The 22,474-nt window shown below is 69.5% G+C and carries 21 protein-coding genes; 10 read left to right on the top strand and 11 right to left on the bottom strand.

Annotation, left to right across the window (positions count from 1 at the left end; genetic code table 11):
- Nucleotide 1: 1 nt before the first annotated feature.
- Nucleotides 2–604, bottom strand: coding sequence for a hypothetical protein (locus tag DFR72_RS35870; protein ID WP_090070763.1), 603 nt, complete (start codon nucleotides 602–604; stop codon nucleotides 2–4).
- A gap of 136 nt (nucleotides 605–740) precedes the next feature.
- Here DFR72_RS35870 and DFR72_RS35865 point away from each other — a divergent pair, with 136 nt between their 5' ends.
- Both DFR72_RS35865 and DFR72_RS35860 read left to right on the top strand, forming a co-directional pair.
- A complete protein-coding gene (locus DFR72_RS35865; RefSeq protein ID WP_090070761.1) occupies nucleotides 741–1,169 on the top strand; it encodes a MarR family winged helix-turn-helix transcriptional regulator in 429 nt (142 codons plus the stop codon).
- 123 nt (nucleotides 1,170–1,292) lie between these two features.
- Nucleotides 1,293–3,524 (top strand): HelD family protein, encoded by a 2,232-nt coding sequence (locus DFR72_RS35860; RefSeq protein WP_170176571.1) that lies wholly within the window; start codon nucleotides 1,293–1,295, stop codon nucleotides 3,522–3,524.
- 57 nt (nucleotides 3,525–3,581) lie between these two features.
- On the opposite strand, the gene crcB is transcribed toward DFR72_RS35860, so the two are convergent.
- From crcB to DFR72_RS35845, 3 genes are read right to left on the bottom strand one after another with little or no spacing between them, the layout of a single operon-like run.
- Nucleotides 3,582–3,920 carry a fluoride efflux transporter CrcB gene (gene crcB, locus DFR72_RS35855; protein WP_090070757.1) on the bottom strand — a complete coding sequence of 113 codons (339 nt, stop codon included), beginning with the start codon at nucleotides 3,918–3,920 and terminating at the stop codon, nucleotides 3,582–3,584.
- Nucleotides 3,917–4,198: a fluoride efflux transporter FluC gene (locus tag DFR72_RS35850; protein WP_245983776.1), complete on the bottom strand. Its 282-nt coding sequence runs from the start codon at nucleotides 4,196–4,198 to the stop codon at nucleotides 3,917–3,919. Before DFR72_RS35850 ends, crcB begins: the two co-directional genes overlap by 4 nt.
- 28 nt (nucleotides 4,199–4,226) lie before the next feature.
- On the bottom strand, nucleotides 4,227–4,670 hold the full coding sequence (locus DFR72_RS35845; RefSeq protein WP_090070755.1) for a MarR family winged helix-turn-helix transcriptional regulator: 444 nt from the start codon (nucleotides 4,668–4,670) through the stop codon (nucleotides 4,227–4,229).
- Between the two features lie 57 nt (nucleotides 4,671–4,727).
- Here DFR72_RS35845 and DFR72_RS35840 point away from each other — a divergent pair, with 57 nt between their 5' ends.
- From DFR72_RS35840 to DFR72_RS35830, 3 genes are all read left to right on the top strand, one after another.
- Entirely contained in the window at nucleotides 4,728–5,762 is a 1,035-nt protein-coding gene (locus tag DFR72_RS35840) for an MFS transporter (RefSeq protein ID WP_090070753.1), read from the top strand.
- 74 nt (nucleotides 5,763–5,836) lie between these two features.
- Entirely contained in the window at nucleotides 5,837–6,640 is an 804-nt protein-coding gene (locus tag DFR72_RS35835; RefSeq protein ID WP_090070751.1) for an SAM-dependent methyltransferase, read from the top strand.
- Nucleotides 6,641–6,694: 54 nt separating this feature from the next.
- Nucleotides 6,695–8,665, top strand: coding sequence for a putative bifunctional diguanylate cyclase/phosphodiesterase (locus tag DFR72_RS35830; protein WP_090070749.1), 1,971 nt, complete (start codon nucleotides 6,695–6,697; stop codon nucleotides 8,663–8,665).
- Here the strand turns inward: DFR72_RS35830 and DFR72_RS35825 are convergent.
- The 6 genes from DFR72_RS35825 to DFR72_RS35800 form a co-directional block, all read right to left on the bottom strand.
- Nucleotides 8,631–9,989 carry an NAD(P)(+) transhydrogenase (Re/Si-specific) subunit beta gene (locus DFR72_RS35825; protein WP_090070747.1) on the bottom strand — a complete coding sequence of 453 codons (1,359 nt, stop codon included), beginning with the start codon at nucleotides 9,987–9,989 and terminating at the stop codon, nucleotides 8,631–8,633. The genes DFR72_RS35830 and DFR72_RS35825 overlap by 35 nt on opposite strands.
- Nucleotides 9,986–10,252, bottom strand: coding sequence for an NAD(P) transhydrogenase subunit alpha part 2 (locus DFR72_RS35820; protein WP_211335646.1), 267 nt, complete (start codon nucleotides 10,250–10,252; stop codon nucleotides 9,986–9,988). Before DFR72_RS35820 ends, DFR72_RS35825 begins: the two co-directional genes overlap by 4 nt.
- On the bottom strand, nucleotides 10,249–11,346 hold the full coding sequence (locus tag DFR72_RS35815; RefSeq protein WP_090070745.1) for an NAD(P) transhydrogenase subunit alpha: 1,098 nt from the start codon (nucleotides 11,344–11,346) through the stop codon (nucleotides 10,249–10,251). The genes DFR72_RS35820 and DFR72_RS35815 overlap by 4 nt, the downstream gene beginning before the upstream one ends.
- Before the next feature lie 39 nt (nucleotides 11,347–11,385).
- Nucleotides 11,386–12,495, bottom strand: coding sequence for an APC family permease (locus DFR72_RS35810; RefSeq protein WP_090070743.1), 1,110 nt, complete (start codon nucleotides 12,493–12,495; stop codon nucleotides 11,386–11,388).
- Nucleotides 12,477–13,652 (bottom strand): nitric oxide synthase oxygenase, encoded by a 1,176-nt coding sequence (locus tag DFR72_RS35805; protein ID WP_425459933.1) that lies wholly within the window; start codon nucleotides 13,650–13,652, stop codon nucleotides 12,477–12,479. Before DFR72_RS35805 ends, DFR72_RS35810 begins: the two co-directional genes overlap by 19 nt.
- Nucleotides 13,653–13,834: 182 nt before the next feature.
- Nucleotides 13,835–14,908, bottom strand: a complete 1,074-nt coding sequence (locus DFR72_RS35800; protein ID WP_090070742.1) for an FAD-dependent monooxygenase — start codon at nucleotides 14,906–14,908, stop codon at nucleotides 13,835–13,837.
- 72 nt (nucleotides 14,909–14,980) lie between these two features.
- Here DFR72_RS35800 and DFR72_RS35795 point away from each other — a divergent pair, with 72 nt between their 5' ends.
- The 5 genes from DFR72_RS35795 to DFR72_RS35775 all read left to right on the top strand — a co-directional run bounded on the left by DFR72_RS35795 (nucleotide 14,981) and on the right by DFR72_RS35775 (nucleotide 19,501).
- Nucleotides 14,981–15,517: a TetR/AcrR family transcriptional regulator gene (locus DFR72_RS35795; RefSeq protein ID WP_245983775.1), complete on the top strand. Its 537-nt coding sequence runs from the start codon at nucleotides 14,981–14,983 to the stop codon at nucleotides 15,515–15,517.
- Nucleotides 15,518–15,642: 125 nt separating this feature from the next.
- On the top strand, nucleotides 15,643–17,184 hold the full coding sequence (locus DFR72_RS35790; protein ID WP_245983774.1) for an ABC-F family ATP-binding cassette domain-containing protein: 1,542 nt from the start codon (nucleotides 15,643–15,645) through the stop codon (nucleotides 17,182–17,184).
- Nucleotides 17,185–17,215: 31 nt separating this feature from the next.
- On the top strand, nucleotides 17,216–18,439 hold the full coding sequence (locus DFR72_RS35785; protein ID WP_090071049.1) for a cytochrome P450: 1,224 nt from the start codon (nucleotides 17,216–17,218) through the stop codon (nucleotides 18,437–18,439).
- Nucleotides 18,436–18,627 carry a ferredoxin gene (locus DFR72_RS35780; RefSeq protein ID WP_090071047.1) on the top strand — a complete coding sequence of 64 codons (192 nt, stop codon included), beginning with the start codon at nucleotides 18,436–18,438 and terminating at the stop codon, nucleotides 18,625–18,627. Before DFR72_RS35785 ends, DFR72_RS35780 begins: the two co-directional genes overlap by 4 nt.
- A 73-nt stretch (nucleotides 18,628–18,700) precedes the next feature.
- Nucleotides 18,701–19,501: an LURP-one-related family protein gene (locus DFR72_RS35775; RefSeq protein WP_090070738.1), complete on the top strand. Its 801-nt coding sequence runs from the start codon at nucleotides 18,701–18,703 to the stop codon at nucleotides 19,499–19,501.
- Here DFR72_RS35775 and DFR72_RS35770 read toward each other — a convergent pair.
- Entirely contained in the window at nucleotides 19,482–22,418 is a 2,937-nt protein-coding gene (locus DFR72_RS35770; RefSeq protein WP_090070736.1) for an AfsR/SARP family transcriptional regulator, read from the bottom strand. The genes DFR72_RS35775 and DFR72_RS35770 overlap by 20 nt on opposite strands.
- Nucleotides 22,419–22,474 lie beyond the last annotated feature (56 nt).

The raw sequence follows: 22,474 nt of genomic DNA, 5'->3' as shown, positions 1-22,474 counted from the left end.
CTCATCCGGTTTCCCGCAGCAACTGGGTCTCAACCGGCCGGAGCCGCCGCGGCGGTTTCGTCACGTAGGGACGAACCAGGCGCGTCAGGGCCAGGCCAGGGGCGATCAGCGGGACCACGGCGGTCAGCACGGCGGCGGTGATGCCCGCCCGCACGACGTCCTCGGGCATGACGGCGACGCGGTCGACGACGAACGCGCGCCGCCCGGTGATCGACACGGCCGCGAGGACGACCAGGAACACGACCAGGCTGAGGATCGCCCGTTGCACCGCGGCCTCGTACCCTGCCGCTTCTCCCGCGACCAGCACCGCGAACCACCCGGCGAGAGCGGGCAGCTGACCCCGCTCCGTGGTGGCCGCCCAGCTCAGGCCGCCCAGTGTGGCGAGCCAGACGAGGACGCCGACACGTTCCTGAGCCCATAGGGATGCCGAATCGAGGGGAATGCCGGTCCAGGCCAGCAGACCGAGCGGTCTGGGGGGATCGGCGGCGAGCTGACCGAGCACCCAGGCCAGCGTCCACGCGGACAGCGGCACGGCCAGGACGAGTTGCCACCGGGGCCGGCGCACCACGCACTGGGCGAGCCGGACGATCTCCGCACGCGTCATACCCCCACCTTGCCGCTCCCTGGTGGTTTGCGGAGAAACGTCACCCCATCGCTCACCCTGTCGGCCCTCGTCCGGGCGCGTTCATCACGCAGCGCAATCCACGATCGGGGGACAGATCTTTTCTAGACTGAGGGACATGAGCATTGATCAGCTTCTGCGTCTTCCCAGCTACCTGATGCTCGGGCTGGTGCGCGAAGCTCGCCGGATCGGGCGCGCTGGTCTGCGCGGGCCCCACCTGACGGTGCTCGCGTACCTGTCCGAGCAGGAGGCCGTGGCGCAGAAGCGGATCAGCGACCGCGTGCGGATGGACCCGAGCGACCTCGTGTCGGTGCTCGACGAGCTGGAAGAGCTCGGGTTCGCGCAGCGCAGACGCGACGAGAGGGACCGGCGCCGGTTCAGCGTGTCGATCACCGACGGGGGCAGACGGGCGCTGCGCGAGCGGCTGGAGACGGCTCGGGCTCAGGAGGAAGAGCTGCTGGCGCCGTTGACTGCGCACGAGCGCGATACGTTGGCCACACTGCTGCGTAAGGCGTACCTGCACCACGCCGATATGCGTGTAGATTAGACAGTCTGCGCTCAGGGACCCAGCGCGGGCAGGACAGTGCGAATCGGAATAAATCCGACGACGCATGATATCGAGAAATGAGGCAAGTTGTCAAGCCCCTCCGATGACCTCCGGCTCGCCGAAATGGAGCCGGAGCAGGAATACGTGGCCATGTTGTACGGCCGGCTCGACGACCTCCGTGAACAGACGTCGAAACGACTCGCACAATCGTTGCGACAAACCGGCGGCACGCACCAGATGCGGTCCGAGCGCGACACGTCCGTCGCGATGTACACAGATCAATTGGCTCAGTACAGCGCGGTCGAGAACGGCCTCGCGTTCGGCCGGCTCGATTTCCACAACGAAGACCGCTTCTACATCGGCCGAATCGGTCTGTTCGACGAGGACAAGGAATACGAGCCGCTGCTGATGGACTGGCGGGCTCCCGCCGCCAGGCCGTTCTACCTCGCCACCGCCGCCAACCCCGACGGCGTGCGTCGGCGCAGGCACCTGCGGACCCGCTCGCGCAAGGTGATCGGCCTCGACGACGAGGTGCTCGACATCAACTCGGTCGACCGCTCGTCCAAGGACAGCCTGACCGGCGAGGCGACCCTGCTGGCGGCGCTGAACGAGTCGCGCACCGGCCAGATGAGCGACATCGTCGCGACGATCCAGGCCGAGCAGGACAAGATCATCCGGTCCGAGCTCAACGGCGTCGTCGTCGTGCAGGGCGGACCGGGCACCGGCAAGACCGCGGTGGCCCTGCACCGGGCCGCGTACCTGCTGTACACGCACCGCCGGCAGCTGGCGAAGCGCGGCGTGCTCGTGGTCGGCCCGAACACGACGTTCCTGCGCTACATCAGCCAGGTGCTCCCCTCGCTGGGCGAGACGGGCGTGCTGCTGTCCACGGTCGGCGAGCTGTACCCGAACCTGACCGCCACCGGCCGCGAGTCGGCTGCGGCGGCAGCGGTCAAGGGCCGTCTCCAGATGGCGGACGTGATCGCCGCGGCGGTGCGGGACCGCCAGGAGGCGCCGCCGTCCGTCGAGATCCGCTTCGACAACGACGTGCTGCGCCTGGACCGGCGCGTGATCGCGGAGGCGCGGGGCAGGGCGCGCCGCACCCGCCGCGCGCACAACGAGGCGCGCCGCACGTTCGCCCGCGAGATCATCTCCTCGCTGTCGGGCATGGTCGCCAACCGCCTCGGCGGGCACCTGCTCGACAAGGCGGACATGGACGACATCCGCCGCGAGCTGCGCGAGTCCGACGAGGTCCAGGCGGCGATCTCGTCGCTGTGGCCGGTGCTGACACCGTTCTCGCTGCTCTCGGAGCTCTACCGGAACCCGAAGCGCCGCGCCCGCGCGATGGCGAAGTTCACCCGCGAAGAGCGCGACCTGCTGCAGCGTTCGAACGACGACTGGACTCCGGCGGACGTGCCGTTGCTGGACGAGGCCGCCGAACTGCTCGGCGAGGACGACACGGAGGCCAAGGCCCGCGCCGAACGCCAGCGCCGCCAGGCCGCCGAGTACGCCCAGGGAGTCCTCGACATCCTCGACCTGGAGGACGACGCGGACCCCGACATCCTGATGGCCTCGGACCTGATGGACGCGTACCGCCTGGCAGAGCGCCACGGCGTCGACCGCTACGAGACCGCGGCGGAACGCGCCGCGGCCGACCGCACCTGGACGTTCGGCCACATCATCGTGGACGAGGCCCAGGAACTGTCGGCGATGGCGTGGCGCACGCTGATGCGCCGCTGCCCCAGCAAGTCCATGACGGTCGTGGGCGACATCGCGCAGACCGGCGACATCGGCGGCGCGACCTCATGGGGTTCCGTGCTGTCGCCGTACGTGCAGAACCGTTGGCGCCTCACGGAACTGTCGGTCAACTACCGCACGCCGGCCGAGATCATGGAGGTGGCCGCGGACGTGCTCGCCTCCGTGGACGTCTCCCTGGTGCCGCCGACGTCGGTGCGGGAAACCGGTGTGGCACCTTGGGTCTCCACCGTGTCGTCGTACTCGTCCGAGGTGCCCGAGCTGATCGCCCGCGAGATCGCCGCGGTGGGCGACGGCAAGATCGCGGTGATCGTGCCGGCCGCGCTGCTGCCGTCGGTGGGTTCCTCGATCGCCGCCGCGGTGGCGGGTTCGTCCGTGGGCAACGAACTGGAGGAGGCCCAGGTCGTGGTGCTCGGCGTGACCGACGCCAAGGGCCTGGAGTTCGACTCGGTGGTCGTGGTCGACCCGGACGGCATCCTCGCGGAGTCGCCGCGTGGCGCGTCGGACCTTTATGTCGCGCTGACCCGTGCGACGCAACGGCTCGGTGTCGTGCACACCGGCACGCTGCCGGACGTGCTGTCCCGGTTGAAGGACGTTTCGTAGCGATCGAGCGGAAGCCTGGGTGGCGACCGGAACGCCCCCAGGCTCACCGCGGCGAAGTCAGTGCGCCAGAGCAAGACCGACGGACGCCGCGCCGACCCCGAGCACGACACTGACGACGACGTTCAGCAAGGCAGCCCGGTACTTCTCCGCCTCCAGCAGCTTCACCGTCTCGTAGCTGAACGTCGAGTACGTCGTGAGCCCACCGCAGAACCCGACACCCAGCAACGGCATCCAGGACGTGCCGACGACGAACCCGATGAGCAGGCACCCGACGGCGTTGACCGTCAAAGTGCCCCACGGGAAGTCCGAGGAGTGCCGCGACTGCACGAACCGGTCGAGCAGATAACGGGTCGGCGCACCGAGAGCGGCTCCGAGGAACACCACCAGCGCCGTCACCGAGTCACCCGCAACCCGAGAAACGCCGCCCCCACAGCACAAACGGGCGTGACCAACAACGCCCAAGACCAGGACACCGCGTACGACGAGAACGTCGTGAACCCGCCCAACACCCCGACCCCGAAGAAGGCACGCACCAACGGCCGAGGCACCAACCCCATCAACACCCCGATGAGGAACGACCCCAGCACGTTGATGACGAAGAGCCCCCAGGCACCCGGCACGAACACGGACAGGCCGTAGCGCGCCACGCCCCCGAGCCCGCCGCCCAGCGACACCAGCGAGACGAAAGCGAGCGGCCGAGACTCAGGTCGTGGGCTCGGCAAGGTGCTCCACCAGGTGGTCCAGGGCCTTCAACGCGCGCACGACGTCCTCCCGTTCGGAGGACTCCAGCTTGCCCAGTGCGGCACCGATCCGCTTCTCGTGTTCGCGCTGCCAGACGAGCAGCTGTTCGTGTCCGCGAGGTGAGACGGATAGCCGTGCTACCCGTCTGTCCCTGGGGTCTCCGCCGCGGACGACGAGGCCCGAGTCGATCAGCTGGGACACCAGTCCGGACACCGTGTTGGGGGCGAGGCGCAACGCCGCGGCGAGGTCGCCGACCTTCATCGGCGGGCGCTCCGCGAGGGTCTGCAGCAGCTCTACCTGCGCCATCGGCAGGGATTCCCACGGCCAGTCGGCCCGGATGCTCGTCCGCAACGCCCGGCGCAGACGAGTGACGACGTCGGTGAGCGTGCGGGCTTCGTCTGACATGCAGAAATACTACTGAACCTCAGGCAATAGCTCTGTGTCAGATATAATCTGACCACGATGAACTGGTTCGTCACGGAGTCGCCCAGACCGGCGTGGATCGCGCGCCGGTCGTACGCGCCTTGGCTGGTCATCGCGACGGTCTGCTTCGGTGCCTTCATGGGGCAGCTCGACGCCTCGATCGTCACGCTGGCGTTCCCCGCGATGAGCGCTCACTTCCAGGCTGATCCGGAGTGGATCTCGCTCAGCTACCTGATCACGCTCGTGGCGCTGCTCGTCCCAATGGGCAGGATCGCGGACCGGGTCGGGCGCAAGATCGTCTACATCTACGGCTTCGCGTTGTTCACCGGGGCGTCCGTCGCGTGCGTGTACGCGCCGGGGTTCGACGCGCTCATCGCGGCGCGGGTCGCTCAGGCCGCAGGGGCGGCGATGTTGCAGGCGAACAGCGTCGCGCTGGTCACCACCGCGGTCGCGCCGGAGCAGCGGCGCAAGGCCCTCGGGGTTCAGGCCGCGGCGCAGGCGGCCGGGCTGGCGGCGGGGCCGTTGCTCGGCGGGTACCTCACCGAGAACTTCGGGTGGCAGGCCGTGTTCGCGATCAACGTGCCGATCGGCGTCGTGGCCGTGATCGCCGGCCACTACCTGCTCCCCCGCACGAAGACCTCGCGGGACAAGGGAAAGCCGACGTGGAAGGTGGTGCCCGGGCTGCTCGGCGTGCTGTTCACCTACGCCGCGTTGTTCGCGCCGATGACGTTGTTGCCGTTCACCATGGCACAACCCTTGGCACAGATAGGACTCACGGTCGCCGCGTTGCCGCTCGGGTTCGCGATCGCGGCGACGCTGCTGAGCAGGCCCGGCGTCGGGACCGGGGCGCTGATCGCGGGCATCGCGCTGATGATGCCCGTGCCGCAGGTGGTTCAGCTCGTCGTCATGGGCATCGGGCTGGGGATCATCGCGCCGGCCTGCACGAAACGGGTCATGGGTGCGTTGCCGGAAGGTTCGGCCGGGGTCGGGAGCGGGCTCGTGAACGTCGCGCGTGGGCTCGGAACGGCGCTGGGCGTCGCCGTTGCAACGCTGCTCATTCACACATTCCAGTGACAGCAGCGGTTCTGCTGTACCAATCGTCCTCGGACCCCTGCCGCACGCGTGTGGCGGCTCAGTAGCCTGGTCGCATGTCTGAACGGGTGAGCTGGGTTCCGGATGGCGTCGACACGGGCAAGCCGAGCGCCGCGCGTCTCTACGACTACCTGCTCGGGGGAGGGCACAACTTCGCGGCCGATCGGGCGCTCGCGGAGAAGTTCCTGCAGGCACAGCCGAACGCCCGCACGATCGCGCGGCTGAACCGTTCGTTCCTGCGCCGGGCCGTGCTGTTCATGGTCGACCGCGGCATCCGCCAGTTCCTCGACCTCGGTTCCGGCATCCCGACGGTCGGCAACGTGCACGAGATCGCGCAGAAGGCCGACCCGGAGTCCCGTGTCGTCTACGTGGACTTCGAGGAGGTCGCGGTCGCGCACAGCCAGCTCATCCTGGAGCACGACCCGAACGCGACGGTCATCCAGGAGGACATGACGAAGCCCGACGCGGTGCTGCAGGCGGCACGGCACAGCGGTCTTCTCGACTTCGCCCGGCCCATCGGCGTGCTCACGGCCGGTGTCTTCCACTTCGTGCCGCCGCAGGCCGACCCGAACGCGATCGTGGCGACGTACCGCGACGCCGTGCCCGCGGGCAGCTACCTCGCGGTCTCGCAGTTCACCCAGGACCTGCAGCCCGAGGAGATGGCGGGCGTGGTCGAGGTCATGAAGAAGAGCCAGAACCCGATGTACCCGCGGACGAAGAGCGAGATCGAGGCGCTCTTCGACGGTTTCGAACTGGTGGAGCCCGGCATCGTGCCGACGCCGTTGTGGCGGCCCGAGGGCGCGAACACCGACGATCCGGACAAGGCGGGCATCTACGCCGCCGTCGGCCGCAAGGTGTGACGGGCCTGTCGTTCTTGGCCGCGAGGCGGCGGATCCGTACGCTCTGTGCACAGGATGGAACTTCCTGAACTCGCCGCCCGCTGGATGCACGCGCTGACGTCGACCGCGTACATCCCGCTGTCCCACGCCGAAATCAAGCAGGCGCTGCTCGATTCGCTGCGTGAGCTGCCGGCGTCACCTGAATCGGTTGCCAATCGATTGGTGTCACTGCACGCGACCGGGCCGGACTCGCTGCGGGCCACGATCGAGGTCCTCTCGCCCACGTTCGACCTACCCGTGCTGGCCCGGTTGAGCTCCGCGTACGCGCAGGCCATGCGACTGGACGCGTTCGACCAGCAGGAGCAGATCAAGGTCGCGATCGTGCGGGCCAAACAGCGGGTCGAACGCACGCTGCAGGTCAGCCAGGCACGGTTCCAGGAGGTGTTCGACTCCGCCGCGCTGGGCATCGCGATCACCGACCTCACCGGCAGGTGCGTCGAGGCGAACGACACGCTCGCCGAGATCGTCGGCCTCGACTCGGGCGCCGACCTCACCGACCGCGACCTGCGCGACTTCTACCACCCCGACGACCTGGCCGCTCTGGGCGCCTCGTACCGGAAGGTGAGCGAGGGCCACGTCGACAGGTTCCGCGACCAGCGCAAGCTGATCCGCGCGGACGGTGAGCCGGTGTGGGTGCACCTCGTGGTCTCGGTGCTGCGCGACGCGGACGGCCGGCCGACGCACCACGTGACGATGGTCGAGGACATCAGCGAGCTGCACCTGTTGCAGCGCAGCCTCGACCACCAGCTGCTGCACGACTCGCTGACCGGCCTGTCGAACCGCCAGCACTTCATCTCCCAGGTCGAACGGCAGCTCGACGGCGACCCGATCACGCTCTACCACCTGGGTCTCGACGCGTTCTCGGTCGTCAACAACGGCCTGGGCCACGAGACCGGCGACAAGCTGCTCAAGATCGTCGCGAACCGCCTGGGCGAGCTCGCCGCGGAGAAGAAGGCCGTGCTGGCGCGCATCGGCGGCGACGAGTTCGCGTTGATGACGTTCTCGGACAACGTCACCTCGACCATCGAGGAGATCCAGGCCGCGCTCGGCGAACCGACCTTTGTGGACGATCACGGCATCGCGCTGTCGGTGAGCATCGGGGTGGTGGACCGTCCGCCCGCGTTCGCGACCGCGGGTGAGCTGATGCGGTGCGCCAACGCCGCGCTGCGCCAGGCGAAAGCGCGCGGCAAGCGGCAATGGGCCCTGCACGACCCGCACGACGACGCTCGCCGCCGGGGCAAGTACGCGCTGGCCGCGTCGATGCCGGGGGCGTGGGAGCACGGCGAGATCGAGATCGTCTACGCGCCCGTGCACGACCTGGAATCCCAGGAGGTGCTCGGCGCCGTCGCCCGCCTGCACTGGGACGACCTGAGCCACAACGACACGATGGCGCTGGCCGACTCCACGGGGCTGTCGCTGCCGATCGGCCGCTGGCTGCTGCGGGAGGCGTGCGAGCAGGCCGCGAGATGGGCCGCGGAGTTCGGTGACGGGGCGCCCACGCTGCACATCGCACTGGGCGCCTTGCAGTCCCGCGACGAGGACCTGGTGGCCGACGTCAAGCGGGCGCTCGACGAGACGGGACTTCCGCCGCAACGGCTGCGGATCGCGCTGGACATCTCGTCGGTGCTGGCCGGCGACGACAACGCCCTGGTGCTGCACGACAGCGGCATCGTCACGGCGCTGGACGGGTTCCACGGCGGCCACGACGAACTGGCCGTGCTGACCGAGGTACCGGTCCGCTCGGTGATCACCCGCGCACCCGCGCCCAGTCCGGACTCCCCGCTGCACCAGGCGATGCGCGCCCTCATCGAGACCGTGCACAGTTTCGGCGTGCGGTTCGGCGTCGACGAGGTGCACACCCTCGAAGACGCCGATCACTGGCGGCAGGCCGGCGCGGACGGCGTGATCGGGCTGGTGCCCGCCCTGAGCGCCGCCGAGGTCACCGAACTGCTCAGAGCTGCTTCACGGCCGCCAGGAGCTTCGTGAGCGAGTCCTTCGCGTCACCGAACAACAGCGTCGTCTTCGGGTTGTACAGCAGCTCGTTGTCCACGCCCGCGAACCCCGGCCGCATCGACCGCTTCATGAACACCACGGACTTCGCGCGGTCCACGTCGAAGATCGGCATGCCGTAGATCGGGCTGGACGGCTCGTCCCGCGCACCCGGATTCACCACGTCGTTGGCCCCGACGACCACGGCCACGTCGACCGACGTGATGCCGGGGTTGACGTCGTCGAGCTCCTTGAGCTGCTCGTAAGGCACGTCCGCCTCGGCCAGCAACACGTTCATGTGCCCCGGCATCCGTCCCGCCACGGGATGGATCCCGTACGCCACGGACACACCACGCCGTTCGAGCTGCGCCACGAGCTCACGCACCGCGTGCTGCGCCTGCGCGACGGCGAGCCCGTAACCGGGCACGACCACCACGTTGTTCGCGTACCCCAGCAGGATCGCGACGTCCTCGACCGTGCCCGACTTGACCGTGCGCTGCTCTTCCCCTTGCGCGACAACGGTCGTCGCCTTGAACGCGCCGAACAGGATGTTCGCGAGCGACCGTCCCATCGCCTGCGCCATCAACCGCGTCAGGATGGTGCCGGACGCGCCGACGAGCGTGCCGGCGACGATCAGCAGCGTGTTCGCCAGCACGTAACCGGACGCGGCGACCGCGAGACCGGTGAACGCGTTGAGCAACGAGATCGCGATCGGCACGTCCGCACCACCGACCGGCAGCACGAACAGCACGCCGAGCGCGAGCCCGACGACCGCCAGCAACCACAGCAGGAACCCGTTCGGCACCGCCATCGTCAACGCGCACAGGGCGATCGACGACGCGGCGGCCGCGATCGCGAGCTGCTGCCCGGCGGGCAACAACACCGGGCGGGTCGTCATCAGCTCCTGCAGCTTCAGGAACGTGACCACCGAACCGGAGAAGCTCACCGAGCCGATCAGCACCGTCAGCACGGTCGCGAGCCGGAACAGCACGGTCGAGTCCGGCACCGCGAAGAACTCGGCCAGCGCCACCAGAGCCGCCGCCGCGCCACCGACCCCGTTGAACAGCGCCACCATCTGCGGGATCGCCGTCATCTTCACCGACCGCGCGGCCGGGATGCCGACCACGACACCGAGCGCGACGGCGATCAGGATCCACAGTCCGTTGTGGACGACGCCGTGCACGTACGCGGTGACGACCGCGACCAGCATGCCGAACGCGCCGATGAAGTTGCCGTAGCGCGCGTACTTGGGCGAGCTCAGGCCTTTCAGCGCCAGGACGAAGCAGACCGACGCGACGAGGTACATCAGCTGGACCGTCATCTTTTGAACATCTCCAGCATCCGGTCGGTCACCACGAACCCGCCGACGACGTTGACCGTGGCCAGGAAGACCGCGACCAGCCCCAGAACCAGCTCCAGGGTGCTCTCGGCGGACCCGGTGATCAGGATCGCGCCGACGAGGATCACCCCGTGGATGGCGTTCGCACCGGACATCAGCGGCGTGTGCAGGATCGTGGACACCTTCGAGACCACCTCGAAGCCCACGAACACGGCCAGCACGAAGATCGTCAGCAGGTCGATCACGGCAACTCCTTGCGGATCTGACCGTCGTGGGTGAGGCAGCAGCCGTCGAGCACCTCGTCCGAGAGGTCCGGCGACACCGACCCGTCCGCGATCATCAGCTTGAGCAGGTTCAGCACGTTGCGGGAGTAGAGCTTGCTGGAGTGCACCGGCATGGACGACGGCAGGTTCAGCGCGCCGTGCACGAGCACGTCACCGACCCAGGTCTCCTGGCCCGCAACGGAACCGGCGTAGTTACCGCCGGACTCCGCGGCCAGGTCGACCACGACGGAGCCGGGCGCCATGGCCTTGAGCATGTCCGTCGTGACGAGCACCGGCGCCTTGCGGCCGGGGATGGCGGCCGTGGTGATCACGACGTCGGACGCCGCCACGTGCTCACCGATGAGTTCCCGCTGGCGTTCCAGGAACTCCTCGGACTGCACGGACGCGTAGACGCCGGACTGCGTCTCGAGCTCGAGTTCGAGGAACTTCGCCCCGAGACTGCGGACCTCCTCCCCCGCGGCCTTGCGCACGTCGTACGCCTCGACGACGGCGCCGAGCCTGCGTGCGGTCGCGATGGCCTGCAGGCCCGCCACACCGGCGCCCAGCACCAGCACCTTCGCCGGCGGCACGGTACCGGCGGCGGTGGTGAACATGGGCAGGAAGCGCGGAAGTCGTTCGGCGGCGACGAGCACCGCCCGGTAGCCCGCCACCAACGCCTGCGACGACAGGGCGTCCGCGCTCTGGGCACGCGTGACCCGGGGCAGCAGGTCGAAGCTGAACGACGTGACGTTCCGCCGCGCATAGACCTCTAGAAGTTCCCGTTCGCCTTGGGGCTGCAGGAAGCTGATGGTGATGGCGCCCGGTTTCAACGCGGAGGCCTGGGCGGTGGTCAGCGGCTGCACGGACACGACGACGTCGGATTCCGGCGTCGGGTCCTCGGGCGTCACCGTCGCCCCGGCCGCGCGGTACGCGGCGTCGAGGGCGTGGGCGTGACGCCCGGCGCCTTCCTGTACTTGCACGGTCAGTCCAGCGTCGACCAGCGACGACACCGTTTCCGGTACGCAGGCGACTCGGCGCTCGGCGGGCCGCGACTCTGCGGGGGTTCCCACTCTCACCGTACGCACGTTACGCGATCAAAGGTGACCTGGGCCACATCACAGTTGCCAGAGCACTGAACCGGCCAGGACCAGGCACCCTGCCAGCCCAACTGCGGGCACGAAGCGCTTACCGAGCGTCCACGCGCTGGCGTTGGCGATCGCGTAGTAGAGCAGCACGCAGAACGAGCTGAACACGATCGCGCGCGTGACGTCGACGGTGACCACCAGCCCGATCGCGGCCAGGGCGGTGACGACCTCGGCGGCACGCAGGTCGGCCATGAACCCCGGCAGCCTGCGGTCGCGCGCCATCGCCAGCGCGGTCCGGCTCACGCCCAGTTGCAGTGAGAGCAACGAGCCGAGCGCGGCGAGACAGGCGCCGATCCGGATGACGGGTGCCAGCGAGGGCGACACGTCGGCCAAGGTCGACACGGCCAGGTCGCTGCCCAGGGCGTTCAACGCCACGAGGGCCACGATCGCGTAGACGACCAGCGTGATCGACAAGGCGACCACGACGGCACGGGGGATCGTCCGTGCGGGTTCGCGTACCTCCTCTCCCAGCGTGGCTATGCGCGCGTAGCCGGCGAACGCGAAGAAGAGCAGCGCGGCGGCGGGAAGGATTCCTGTCGGCAGGACCTCCGCCGGCTGCACGGCGTCGCGGGCCGTCACCGCGGTCAACGCCAGCACGAGCAGCACCACGACCACGATGACCCTGGTCAGCAGTGCGGACTTCTGGACTCCGGTCAGGTTCAGCACGGTCAGCGCCACGATCGCCGCCACCGCAACGGGTTTCGGCGCGCCGGCGTAGGCGCCGACCGTCAGTGCCATGGCGGCGCACGACGCCGTCTTGCCCAGCACGAACGCCCAGCCGGCCAGGTCGCCCCACACGCGCCCGAGTCGTTCGCGGCCGTAGACGTACGTGCCGCCGGACTGCGGGTAGCGGGCCGCCAGCCAGGCGCTCGACAACGCGTTGCAGCAGGCGATCACGCCCGCGATCACCAGGCTGACGAGCAACGCGGACCCGGCCGCCGCCGCGGCCGGGGCGAACACCGCGAACACTCCGGCGCCGATCATCGAGCCGAGCCCGACGAAGACGGCGTCGGTCAGGGTGAGGCTCCGGGTCAGTTGCACCGGGTCATTGTGCAGCCAAATCAATGAGACACAGGGCATCCGGTGGGCTTGGCGGCGGGGAAGAAGTTCGGCAGCAGTTCACCTGTGTCGTAGTAGCGGTGGTACACCGGCGTGATCCCGCCCGACACGGGTGGCACGATCCACGACCAGTCCGCGGGGCAGGTGCGTCCGGCGGCCTCCTCCTTCTCCAGGTGCGTCAGGAACCTCTGCGACTCCGTGTGGTGGTCCGTGATCGTGACCCCGGCCTCCGCGAACGAGTGCAGGACGGCGCGGTTGAGCTCCACCAGAGCTCGGTCGCGCCACAACGTCGCCTCCGACGACATGTCCAGGCCCATTCGCTTGGCGAGGTACGGCAGCAGGTCGTAGCGGTCGTGGTCGGCCAGGTTGCGGGCGCCGATCTCGGTGCCCATGTACCAGCCGTTGAACGGCGCGGACGGGTAGTCGATCCCGCCGATGCGCAGGCGCATGTTGCTGATGGCGGGAACGGCGTGCCACTTCACGCCGAGTGCCTCCAGCCACGGGAAGTCCGGGTGGGACAACGGGACTTCCAGCACGTCGTCGGCGGGGATCTCGACGAGCGCGGGGTCTTGGCCCTTGCAGGACACCATGAGCGGCAGCACGTCGAACGGGCCTCGTGTGGACGGCGGCTGCCAGCCTCGCTTCAGCGCGAGCTCGGTGAGGGCGAGGTTGCGGGCGTCGCCGAGCACTCCGCCGTCGGTGCCTCGGTAGGCGGCGTAGCGGATGATCTGCTCGTTGACGATCCGCGGTGCGTCCATGCCGGGCTCGGCGGGGGCGAAGACCGTGATGACGGGCCGGATCTTGCCCTTGTTGGTGGCCACGCGGAGGTGCTCGACGCACTCCTCGGCCACGTCGGCGGGAGCGGACACGTCCCGCTGGTCGCGCACTTTCAAGCTCCGCCAGTAAAGGCGGCCGATGCAGCGGGAGCTGTTGCGCCAGGCCACCCTGGCGCCGAAGGTCAGTTCGGCGGTGGTGTGGCGGTAGGTGCCGGTCGCGGCGATCTCCGCGTGGACCTCGGCCAGCCTGGCCTCGACGGGACCGAGGTCCGGGTTCTCGGTGTGGTGCTGCCGGACGAAGTCCTCAGCCTCGGCGATGTCGATCTCGCCGGTGTTCTCGACCTGCGCCGGGGGAAGCGCCGTGAGGGAACGGGGCATCACGTCAGTCGGGACGGGGGTCATGGCGAGGCACCGTAGTTGCGCTTTCGTGGAGGAGGAACCGCCTGTCGCGCTACGCCATCTGGATCACTGGACCGCGTCCGACACGCTCAGCAAGTACTTGATCCTACAACCGGGTGACAAAGGGCGCGACAAAGGGTGGTTCTAAGCCGTTATCGCGCCGACATCAAACATTGACCAGTGATTCAGCTCACCGCCGGACTCGACCCGTTCGAGTGAATTTCGGTGGGCACCTCCCACGCCGTGAAGCGAGTCATCCCCCTTGTCGCCAAGGAAGGCGGCATCACGCGGAAGGCGAAGTTCCGCAGCGCCAGCGCCGTGGGTGACCGAAGCTCGATCCCGAACTTCCCCGCCATCCGCGAGCCTTTCCACACGGATTGGGTGCGTGGCCGCCGCAACGCGTCGTAGCGCGCGAGATCACCGCCGACCGAGGCGAGCGTCACCGCGTCCTCCAGCGCCATGCACGCACCCTGTCCCAGGTATGGCGTCATCGCGTGTGCGGCGTCGCCCAGCAGCGCCACTCGCCCGCGCACGAACGTGGGCAGCAAGGGCAGTTCGTAGATGTCGTGCCGGATCACGTCCGGGGTCGACGCCAGCAGTTCCGGCAGCGGGTCGTGCCAGCCGGCGAACAGCTCCACCGGGTCCAGGTCGGCCGACGGCGGCGCGACGGCGGCGACGTACCAGCAGACCCGGCCGTCGCCCAGCGGCAGGACGCCCGCCTCGGCGCCGGGACCGAGTGTCTGAGAGATGGGCAGCTCGTAAGGCCCTGGCGCCACCCCTCGCCACGCCGTGGCCCCCGCGTACACCGGTCCCGGCGCGTCGGGCAGCAGTGCCGCGCGGAGGCGGCTGTTGATGCCGTCCGCCGCCACCACGAGGTCCGCGTCCAGCTCGTCGACGCCGGTCACCTCGGCGTTGTTGAAGAGGATCTCGGGCGGCAACGCGCGCAGGAGCACGCCGTGCAGGTCGGCGCGGTGCATCGCGATGACCTTCTCCTGGCCGATGTCGGGCATGTGCACGAGCCAGCGCCCGTCGGAGGCCCTGACACCACCGGACACCCGCGGCGTGCCCAGGCTGCGGGCCTCGTCGGCGAGACCCATCCACTCCAGCGCCCGCAGCGCGTTCGGCATCACTCCCACGCCAGCGCCTATCTCGCTGAACGCGGCCGCGCGTTCGTGCACGACGACCTCCCAGCCGACGCGACGCAACGACACCGCCGCCGCCAGCCCGCCGATGCCGCCACCCACCACGATCGCCTTCATCGCTTCCTCCTCTACAGATGTAGAGGACTCTACATCTGTAGACTACATCTGTAGAGAGAGAGTGGGACCACAGTGCGCAGAGACCTCATCACCGACGCCGCGATCCAACTCGTCGCAGAGCAGGGCATGCGCGGGCTCACCCACCGCGCGGTCGACCGCCGCGCCGGCCTGCCGGAAGGCTCCACCAGCGCGTACTTCCGCACGCGCAAGGCGTTGATCGAAGGGTTCGTCGAACGGCTCGCGGACCAGGAACGGCTGGACGTCGTGCCCGATCCGGACGACGTCGCGGGCAGCATCGCGAGGACGCTCGACAGCTGGCTCGTCGAGCGGAACAGGACGCTCGCGAGGTACGCGGCGATGCTGGAGGCCACGCACCACACCGAGCTGAAGTCGATCCTCGCCCACTCGCCGCGCGAGCAGGCCACCGCGATCGCGAAGGCGCTGGGCCACGAGGATCCCGAACGGGCGGGCGCGCACCTCACGGCGTTCCTGGAGGGCCTGCTCTTCTACCGGCTCGTCGGCGGCGGCAGCACGGTAGGGCCGGCACCCGGCACCGAGGAGAGCGTGCGGGACCTGACGACGGCCGTCGAAAAAGCGTTGCGCCCGTAGGTACCGTGGGTTTCATGGGATTCGGGTACGGGGTCTTCTACCTCTGATCACGGACGTGTGCCACCGCGCAACACGTCCTGATTTCGCGTACCCAGAAGAGGATCCCCGTGCGTTCGCATGTTCATTTGACGACCCAAGATCTCACCAAGGGCTATGAGGCCGGGCCCGTCGTCGACGGCATCTCACTGACGGTCTCCGCCGGCCAGCGCCTCGGCATCATCGGCGAGAACGGCCGCGGCAAGACCACCCTGCTCCGCCTGCTCGCCGAAGACCTGCCGCCGGACCAGGGAACCGTCACCCGCCACGGTTCGTTGAGCCTCGTGCAACAGGAAATGCCTTTTCACGAGGGCGAAACGGTGGGGGACCTGCTGTCAGAGGCGCTGCGCGAAAGCCGCGAGGCACTGTCCGAAATGGACTGTGCGGCGGAGCCGTTCGACGAGCAGCGTTACACCGACGCCCTGGCCCACGCCGAGAACATCGAGGCCTGGGACGCGGAGCGCCGCGCGGACATCGCGCTGAAGGCCCTCGACGCCGACCACGACCGGGCGACACCACTCGCACGCCTCAGCGTGGGACAACGCTATCGGGTCAGGCTCGCGTGCCTGCTCGCCGAACGCGCCGACGTCCTGCTGCTGGACGAGCCGACCAACCACCTCGACGCGGGCGCGCTGGCCTTCCTGACCGAACGCCTGCAACAACACCACGGTGTCGTGGTGCTCGTGAGCCACGACCGCACGTTGCTGGACGAGGTCTGCACCCAGTTGCTCGACCTCGACCCGGCCCCGGACGGCCAGGTGCACCTGCACGGCGGCGGCTACCGGGCGTTCAAGGAGGCCAAACGCGCTGAGCGGCAACGGTGGGAGCAGCGGTTCGCCCAGGAGGAGGCCGAGCACGACGAGCTGGCCGAGAAGGTCGAACGCGCTCAGTCCCGCCTGAAGGACGGCTGGCGCCCTCCGAAGGGCACGGGCAGGCACCAGCGCACGACGCGTGCGGCGAACAAGATGCGCAACGTCGCCCGCAGGCTCGAAGAACTGGGCGACCAGCGCGTCGGCGCTCCCCCGCCCCCGTTGCGCTTCACGCCGCCGGAGCTGGAGGCGAGCGGCGACCTGCTGCACGCCACCCCGCTCGAAGTACCGGGAAGGCTGCGCCTCACCGAGCCGATCTCGCTCAGCGCGGGCGAGAAGCTGCTGGTCACCGGACCGAACGGGGCGGGCAAGTCGACGTTGCTGGGCGTGCTCGCCGGCCGCGTCACACCTGCCCGCGGCACGGTGCACCACGCCGGCCGGGTCGCCCTGCTGGCCCAGGAGTCGGCGTTCGAGAACGAGGACGCCACCGCGGTCCAGCTCTGTTCGCGCGTGGAGGACATCGGTCTGCTCAGGGGGAAAGACCTGGTGCGTCCGGTCGGCCGCCTGTCCACTGGTCAACGCAGGCGCCTGGAACTGGCGATCCTGCTGAGCGGCTCGCCCCACGTGCTGCTGCTAGACGAACCGACCAACCACCTGTCGATCGCCCTGGTCGACGAACTGACCGAGGCGCTCGACCAGACCAGGGCCGCCGTGGCCGTCGCGACCCACGACCGGCAGATGCGGACAGATTTCGGGTCGTGGCGGTCCGTGACCCTCGATTCACCTTCACGAAGTCATGAAAATTCTGTAGCTTCGAAATAGGTCTTCTGCCGAGCACTGGGAGGTGTGCGAGATGACCGACCTGATCTCCGACGAACTGGTTTCCGACGAACTGCCCACCACGCGCCAGAACCCGTTCGACCCGCCCGCCGAGGTGACCGCGATTCGCGAGCAGGCCCGCATCAGCAGGCTGAAGTTCGCCGACGGTCACCTCGGCTGGCTCGTCACCGGTCACCACCAGGTCCGCGAGATCCTGGGGAGTCCGAAGTTCACGACCAACCCGGCCAAGCACCACCTGCTGGACCTCAGGTTCCAGGGCGAGGTGCCCGAGGAGCGCCGCAAGGTCGAACCGGGCATGTTCCTGAGCCAGGACCCGCCGGACCACACCCGGCTGCGCAAGATGCTGCAGGGCCAGTTCACGGTCCGGCGGATGAACCAGCTGTCCGAGTGGATCGGCACGATCGTCGACGACCAGCTCGAGCACCTGCGGTCGCTGGGCGGCAAGGCGGACCTCGTGAAGGAGTTCGCGCTTCCGGTGCCGTCACTGGTGATCTGCGCGCTCCTGGGCGTCGACTACGACGAGAGGCACAGGTTCCAGGACGACACGACGAAGCTGCTGAGCCTGGACTCGACGTTCGAAGAGGCCATGGCGGCCATGGGACGCATCCAGGAGTTCATGCGCGAGCTGATCGTCCGCAAGAAGGCGAACCCGGGCGACGACATGATCAGCGACCTGCTCGCCACCGGGGAACCGACCGACGAGGAAGCGTCGAACATGGCGCTGCTGCTCCTGCTGGCGGGCCACGAGACCACGGCGAACATGCTGGGCCTCGGCACGTTCACGCTGCTGCAGCACCCGGACCAGCTCAAGATCCTGCGCGACGAGCCGGAGGTCGTCGACAACGCCGTCGAGGAGCTGATGCGGTACCTGTCGATCATCCACTTCGGACCGGTGCGCACCGCCACCGAGGACGTGGAGGTCGAGGGCCACCTCATCAAGGCCGGCGACACCGTGCTGATGCACGTGCCGACGGCGAACCGCGACCCGGAGAAGTTCCCCGGCAACCCGGACGAACTGGACCTGCGCCGCCCGGCCGGCGGCCACGTGGCGTTCGGGCACGGCATCCACCAGTGCCTGGGCCAGCAGCTGGCCCGCATCGAGATGCGGATCGGTTTCTCCAAGCTGTTCCAGGAGTTCCCGGACCTCCGCCTCGACGTCGACCCCGAGGAGGTGCCGCTGCGCACCGACATGGGGATCTACGGGGTCCACTCGCTGCCAGTAGCGTGGTCGGCATGAAGATTTCCGTCGACCAGACGAAGTGCTGCGGTTCGGGGATGTGCGCGCTGACCGACCCGGACCTGTTCGACCAGAGCGACGAGGACGGCACGGTCGTGCTGCTCGAGGAGCACCCGGACGCCGCGCACGAGGCCACCGCGAAGGAAGCGGCGAACCTCTGCCCGGCGGGCGCGATTACGATCAGCTGATCCGCCACGCGCGGGCGCCGGGCGACACCTGTCGCCTGGCGCCGGCGCGTGCAGGAAGTCGTACGCTCACGGCATGAGCACCGCGCCGGGCTGGTATCCGGACAACGCCGACCCGCGTTTCGTCCGGTGGTGGGACGGCGCGCAGTGGACGCCGCACGTGCAGCCGCGCCAGGAGCGGTCCGACGCCCATCACACCGAGGTGGAGATGGGCGGCACGGGCCAGGAGCGGGTCGCGCGGCAGGTGCAGCGCGCGGGCGTCCAGGGAGCCGTGCCCGGAGGCGGCGGCACCCTGCTCACCGAGCCGGTCCTGGTTGTGAACCAGAAGGCGAAGCTGATCGAGATGTCGAACTCCTACGTCGTCTACGACCAGCACGCCCGCCCCATCGGCACGGTGGAGCAGGTCGGCCAGTCCGGCGCCGCCAAAGCGTTGCGCGCCTTCACCAAGATGGACTCGATGCTCGACGTCCGCCTGGAGATCCGCGACGCGCAGGGCCTCCCCCTGCTGCGCCTCACCCGCCCCGCGACCATGTGGAAGTCGAAGGTGCTGGTCGAGCGCGGCGACGGCACGCCGATCGGCGAGATCGTCCAGGAGAACGTCTTCGGCAAGGTCCGCTTCGCCTACGTGTGCAACGGCGTGAAGGTCGGCGGCATCCACGCGGAGAACTGGCGCGCGTGGAACTTCTCGCTGCAGGACCACGCCGGCACCGAGGTCGCGCGCATCACCAAGACGTGGCAGGGCATGGCGAAGGCGATGTTCTCGACCGCCGACAACTACGTCGTGCAGTTCCACCACCAGGTGCCGGACCCGTTGCGCAGCATGATCGTCGCGTCCGGGGTCACGGTCGACACGGTCCTCAGCCAGAACCAGGGCTAGTGGCGTGGCGGAGCTCGTCGACCTCCGCCTGGAACCCGGCCGCGGTCAGCGTCTCCTCGGCCAGCTGCCAGTACTCCCGGGCCTCCTCGCCCCGGCCGGACCGCTCCAGGGCGTTGCCCAGCACCCTCAACGACCGCCCGAGCTCCGGCGGTGACCCCATCTTCCTGGCCTGTTCCATGGCCAGCGAGGCCAGGCTCAGGGCCTCCTCTGCGGACGAGGCCATCCCGGACCTCAGGCGCCACACCCAGATGCGGCCCTGCCGGTCGTCGTGCTCCTCGAAGAACTCCCAGGCCTGCCGCAGCTGCTCCTCGGCCAGGGAGCCCTGCCCGGAGCGCACCAGCGTGTCGGCCAGGAACAACCGGACGTTGGCCGCCAGGTCCGGGTCGCCGAGCTTCTGCGCGGCGGCCAGCGAGGCCCGCAGGAACGCGGCGGACTCGACCAGCTCGCCGGTGAACTGGTGCAGCCGCCCCAGTTCGAGGGTCGCCATCAGCTCGCTCTGCTCGTCCCCCAGCTGCCCGGCGACGTGCCGGGCGCGTTCCAGGTACTCCTGGGCGGCGGCCAGCCCGCCGGCCCGGCGCTCGATGGCGCCCAGCGAACACAGCACCTCGATCTCGCCGTGCGGGTTGCTGGAGGCCACGAACCGGGTCATGGCCTCGCGATGGGCCTCACGGGCCTCCGCGGAACGCCCGCTCCACTCGTGCATCCACCCCATGCCGTACCAGGCGTAGGCCTCGCCCCACACGTCACCGGCGGCGGCGAACCCTTCCTGCGCCGCCTGGAAGTCCGCGGACGCGGCGCCGTAGTCGTGCAGCCGGGCCCGCAGGATCCCGCGCTGCTGGAACAACATCGGCCGGCGTGCGGCAGGCGCGCAGGAAAGCCCCAGCGCGTTGATCTGCTCCCAGTCGTCGAACCGGGCCCGCAGGTCGCAGAACGCCGCCGACCGGATCGCCAGCTCGGCGGCCAGCGATCCGAGGCCCAGCGCCGCGGCCTGGGTGATCACGGCGTGGACGTTCAGCCACTCCGCGTCGAACCAGTCGGCCGCGTCGCCGAGGTCGAACCGTTCCAGCGCAAGGGGTTCCAGCCTGACGCCCTGGTGCGGCAGCTCCACGTCGGCCCGCATCGCCAGGTCGAGCCACTGCTCGAACAACGCCTTCAGGGCGACGGCCGGGTCCTCGGAAGCGGCTTCACGACCGAAGGCGCGCAGGAGGTCGTGCAGCCGGTAACGCACCTGCCCCAACGCATCGCGGCCCGCGTAGTCGACCAGCCGGGCGTCGACCAGCGCCTCGACGTGGTCCTCCGCGTCGTCGAGGTCCAGCCCCAGCAACGGAGACGCCACCCAGGCGGGGAAGTCCGGTGTGTCGACGAGCGACAGCAGGCGGAACGCGGTCCGGTGCGACTCGCCCAGGCCGTCGTAGGACAGCGCGAGCGACGCCCGCACGTCGAGGTCGCCCAGCGACAGCTCGTCGAACCGGCGGCGTTCGTCGGACAGCCGGCCGGCGAGCTTCGCGAGCTGCCAGTGCGGGCGCGCGACCAGCCGGGCCGCCGCCACCCGCAACGCCAGCGGCAGCTTGCCGCAGTAGTTCACGATCTCCTGCGCCGCAACGGGTTCGGCGGCGCACCGGGCCTCGCCGACAGCGGCCCGCAGCAACGCCAGCGCATCGGTGGAGGGCAGCACGTCCAGCGGCACGACGTGCGCGGCCTCCAGACCGGCCAACGCCGCCCGAGAGGTCACCAGTGCGGCACCGGAGGTGGTTCCCGGCAGCAACGGCCGCACCTGGGCCTCGTTCACGGCGTTGTCCAGCACGACCAGGATCCGCCGGTCCGACAACAGGTCCCGGTACAGGTCGACCCGGTCCTCCACGGAGGACGGGATCGCGCCACCGGAGACACCGAGTCCGCGCAACAACCGGTCCAGCGCCGCGGCGGGGTCGACGGGCCTCTGCTCACCGCCGCGCAGGTTCAGGTACAGCTGCCCGTCCGGGAACGTGTCCCGGACGGCGTGGGCGCAGTGCACGGCCAGCGAGGTCTTGCCGACGCCACCGGGTCCGGTGATCGTCCACGTCCCGCCGGCGCGCAGCCCGGCCGTCAGGCGGGTCACCTCGTCGGAGCGCCCGGAGAAGTCGCCGACCGCGGGCGGCAGCCACGACGGTCCGGCCTGGACGGCGACCGGCGCCGAGGAGCCCGCCAGCACCTCCATGTGCAGCGCGCGCAGTTCGGCGTTCGGGTCGATGCCGAGCTCGTCGGCGAGCACGTCGCTGGCCCGCCGGTAGACGTCCAGCGCCTGCGCCTGCTGGCCGGTGCGGTGCAGGGCGAGCATCAGCTGGTACCAGAAGCGTTCGCGCAGCGGGTGTTCCGCGACGAGCGAGCGCAGTTCGTCGACGACCTGGTCGTGCCGGCCCAGTTGCAGCTCGGCGTCGTTGCGGCGTTCCAGCACCTCCCAGCGCTGCTCGTTGAGCCGCTGCACGTCGGTCTGTTCCATCCGCAGCGACGACACCTGGTCCAGGGCGGGGCCGCGCCACAACGCCGCGGCCTCACCGAGCAGGCGCGCCTCGGTCTCCAGGTCGGGCGCGCGGCGGGCCTCGGCGCGCAGCCGCTGGAACGTCAGCAGGTCGAGCTGGTCGTCCTCGACGTGGATCGAGTAGCCGGTGGGCCACGTGCGGATGATCTTGCGGTCCGCCAGGTCGTCCAGCGACTGCCGCAACCGCATGACGTACGTCTGCAGGGTCGCGCGCGCGGCACCGGACGGTTCTTCGCCCCAGAGGTGTTCCATCAGCTCATAGGACGACACCGGCGCGTTCGCCTTCATCAGCAACGCGGCGAGCAGGACGCGCTGCTTGGCCGAACGCAGCTCCACGACCCGGCCCGAGTCGATGACCTGCAACGATCCAAGAACCCCGAACCCCCACCGCCGTTGCATGAGCCGATCCTAACCAGCCGGTAACCCGAGGTGTCAGCGAAATGTCAGCGGCCGTC

Origin of the sequence: Lentzea flaviverrucosa, from assembly GCF_003350445.1 — a bacterium.
Taxonomy (GTDB): domain Bacteria; phylum Actinomycetota; class Actinomycetes; order Mycobacteriales; family Pseudonocardiaceae; genus Lentzea; species Lentzea californiensis.
Note: the sequence above shows the minus strand (reverse complement) of the source record. Positions and strands in the feature narration are given on the sequence as shown.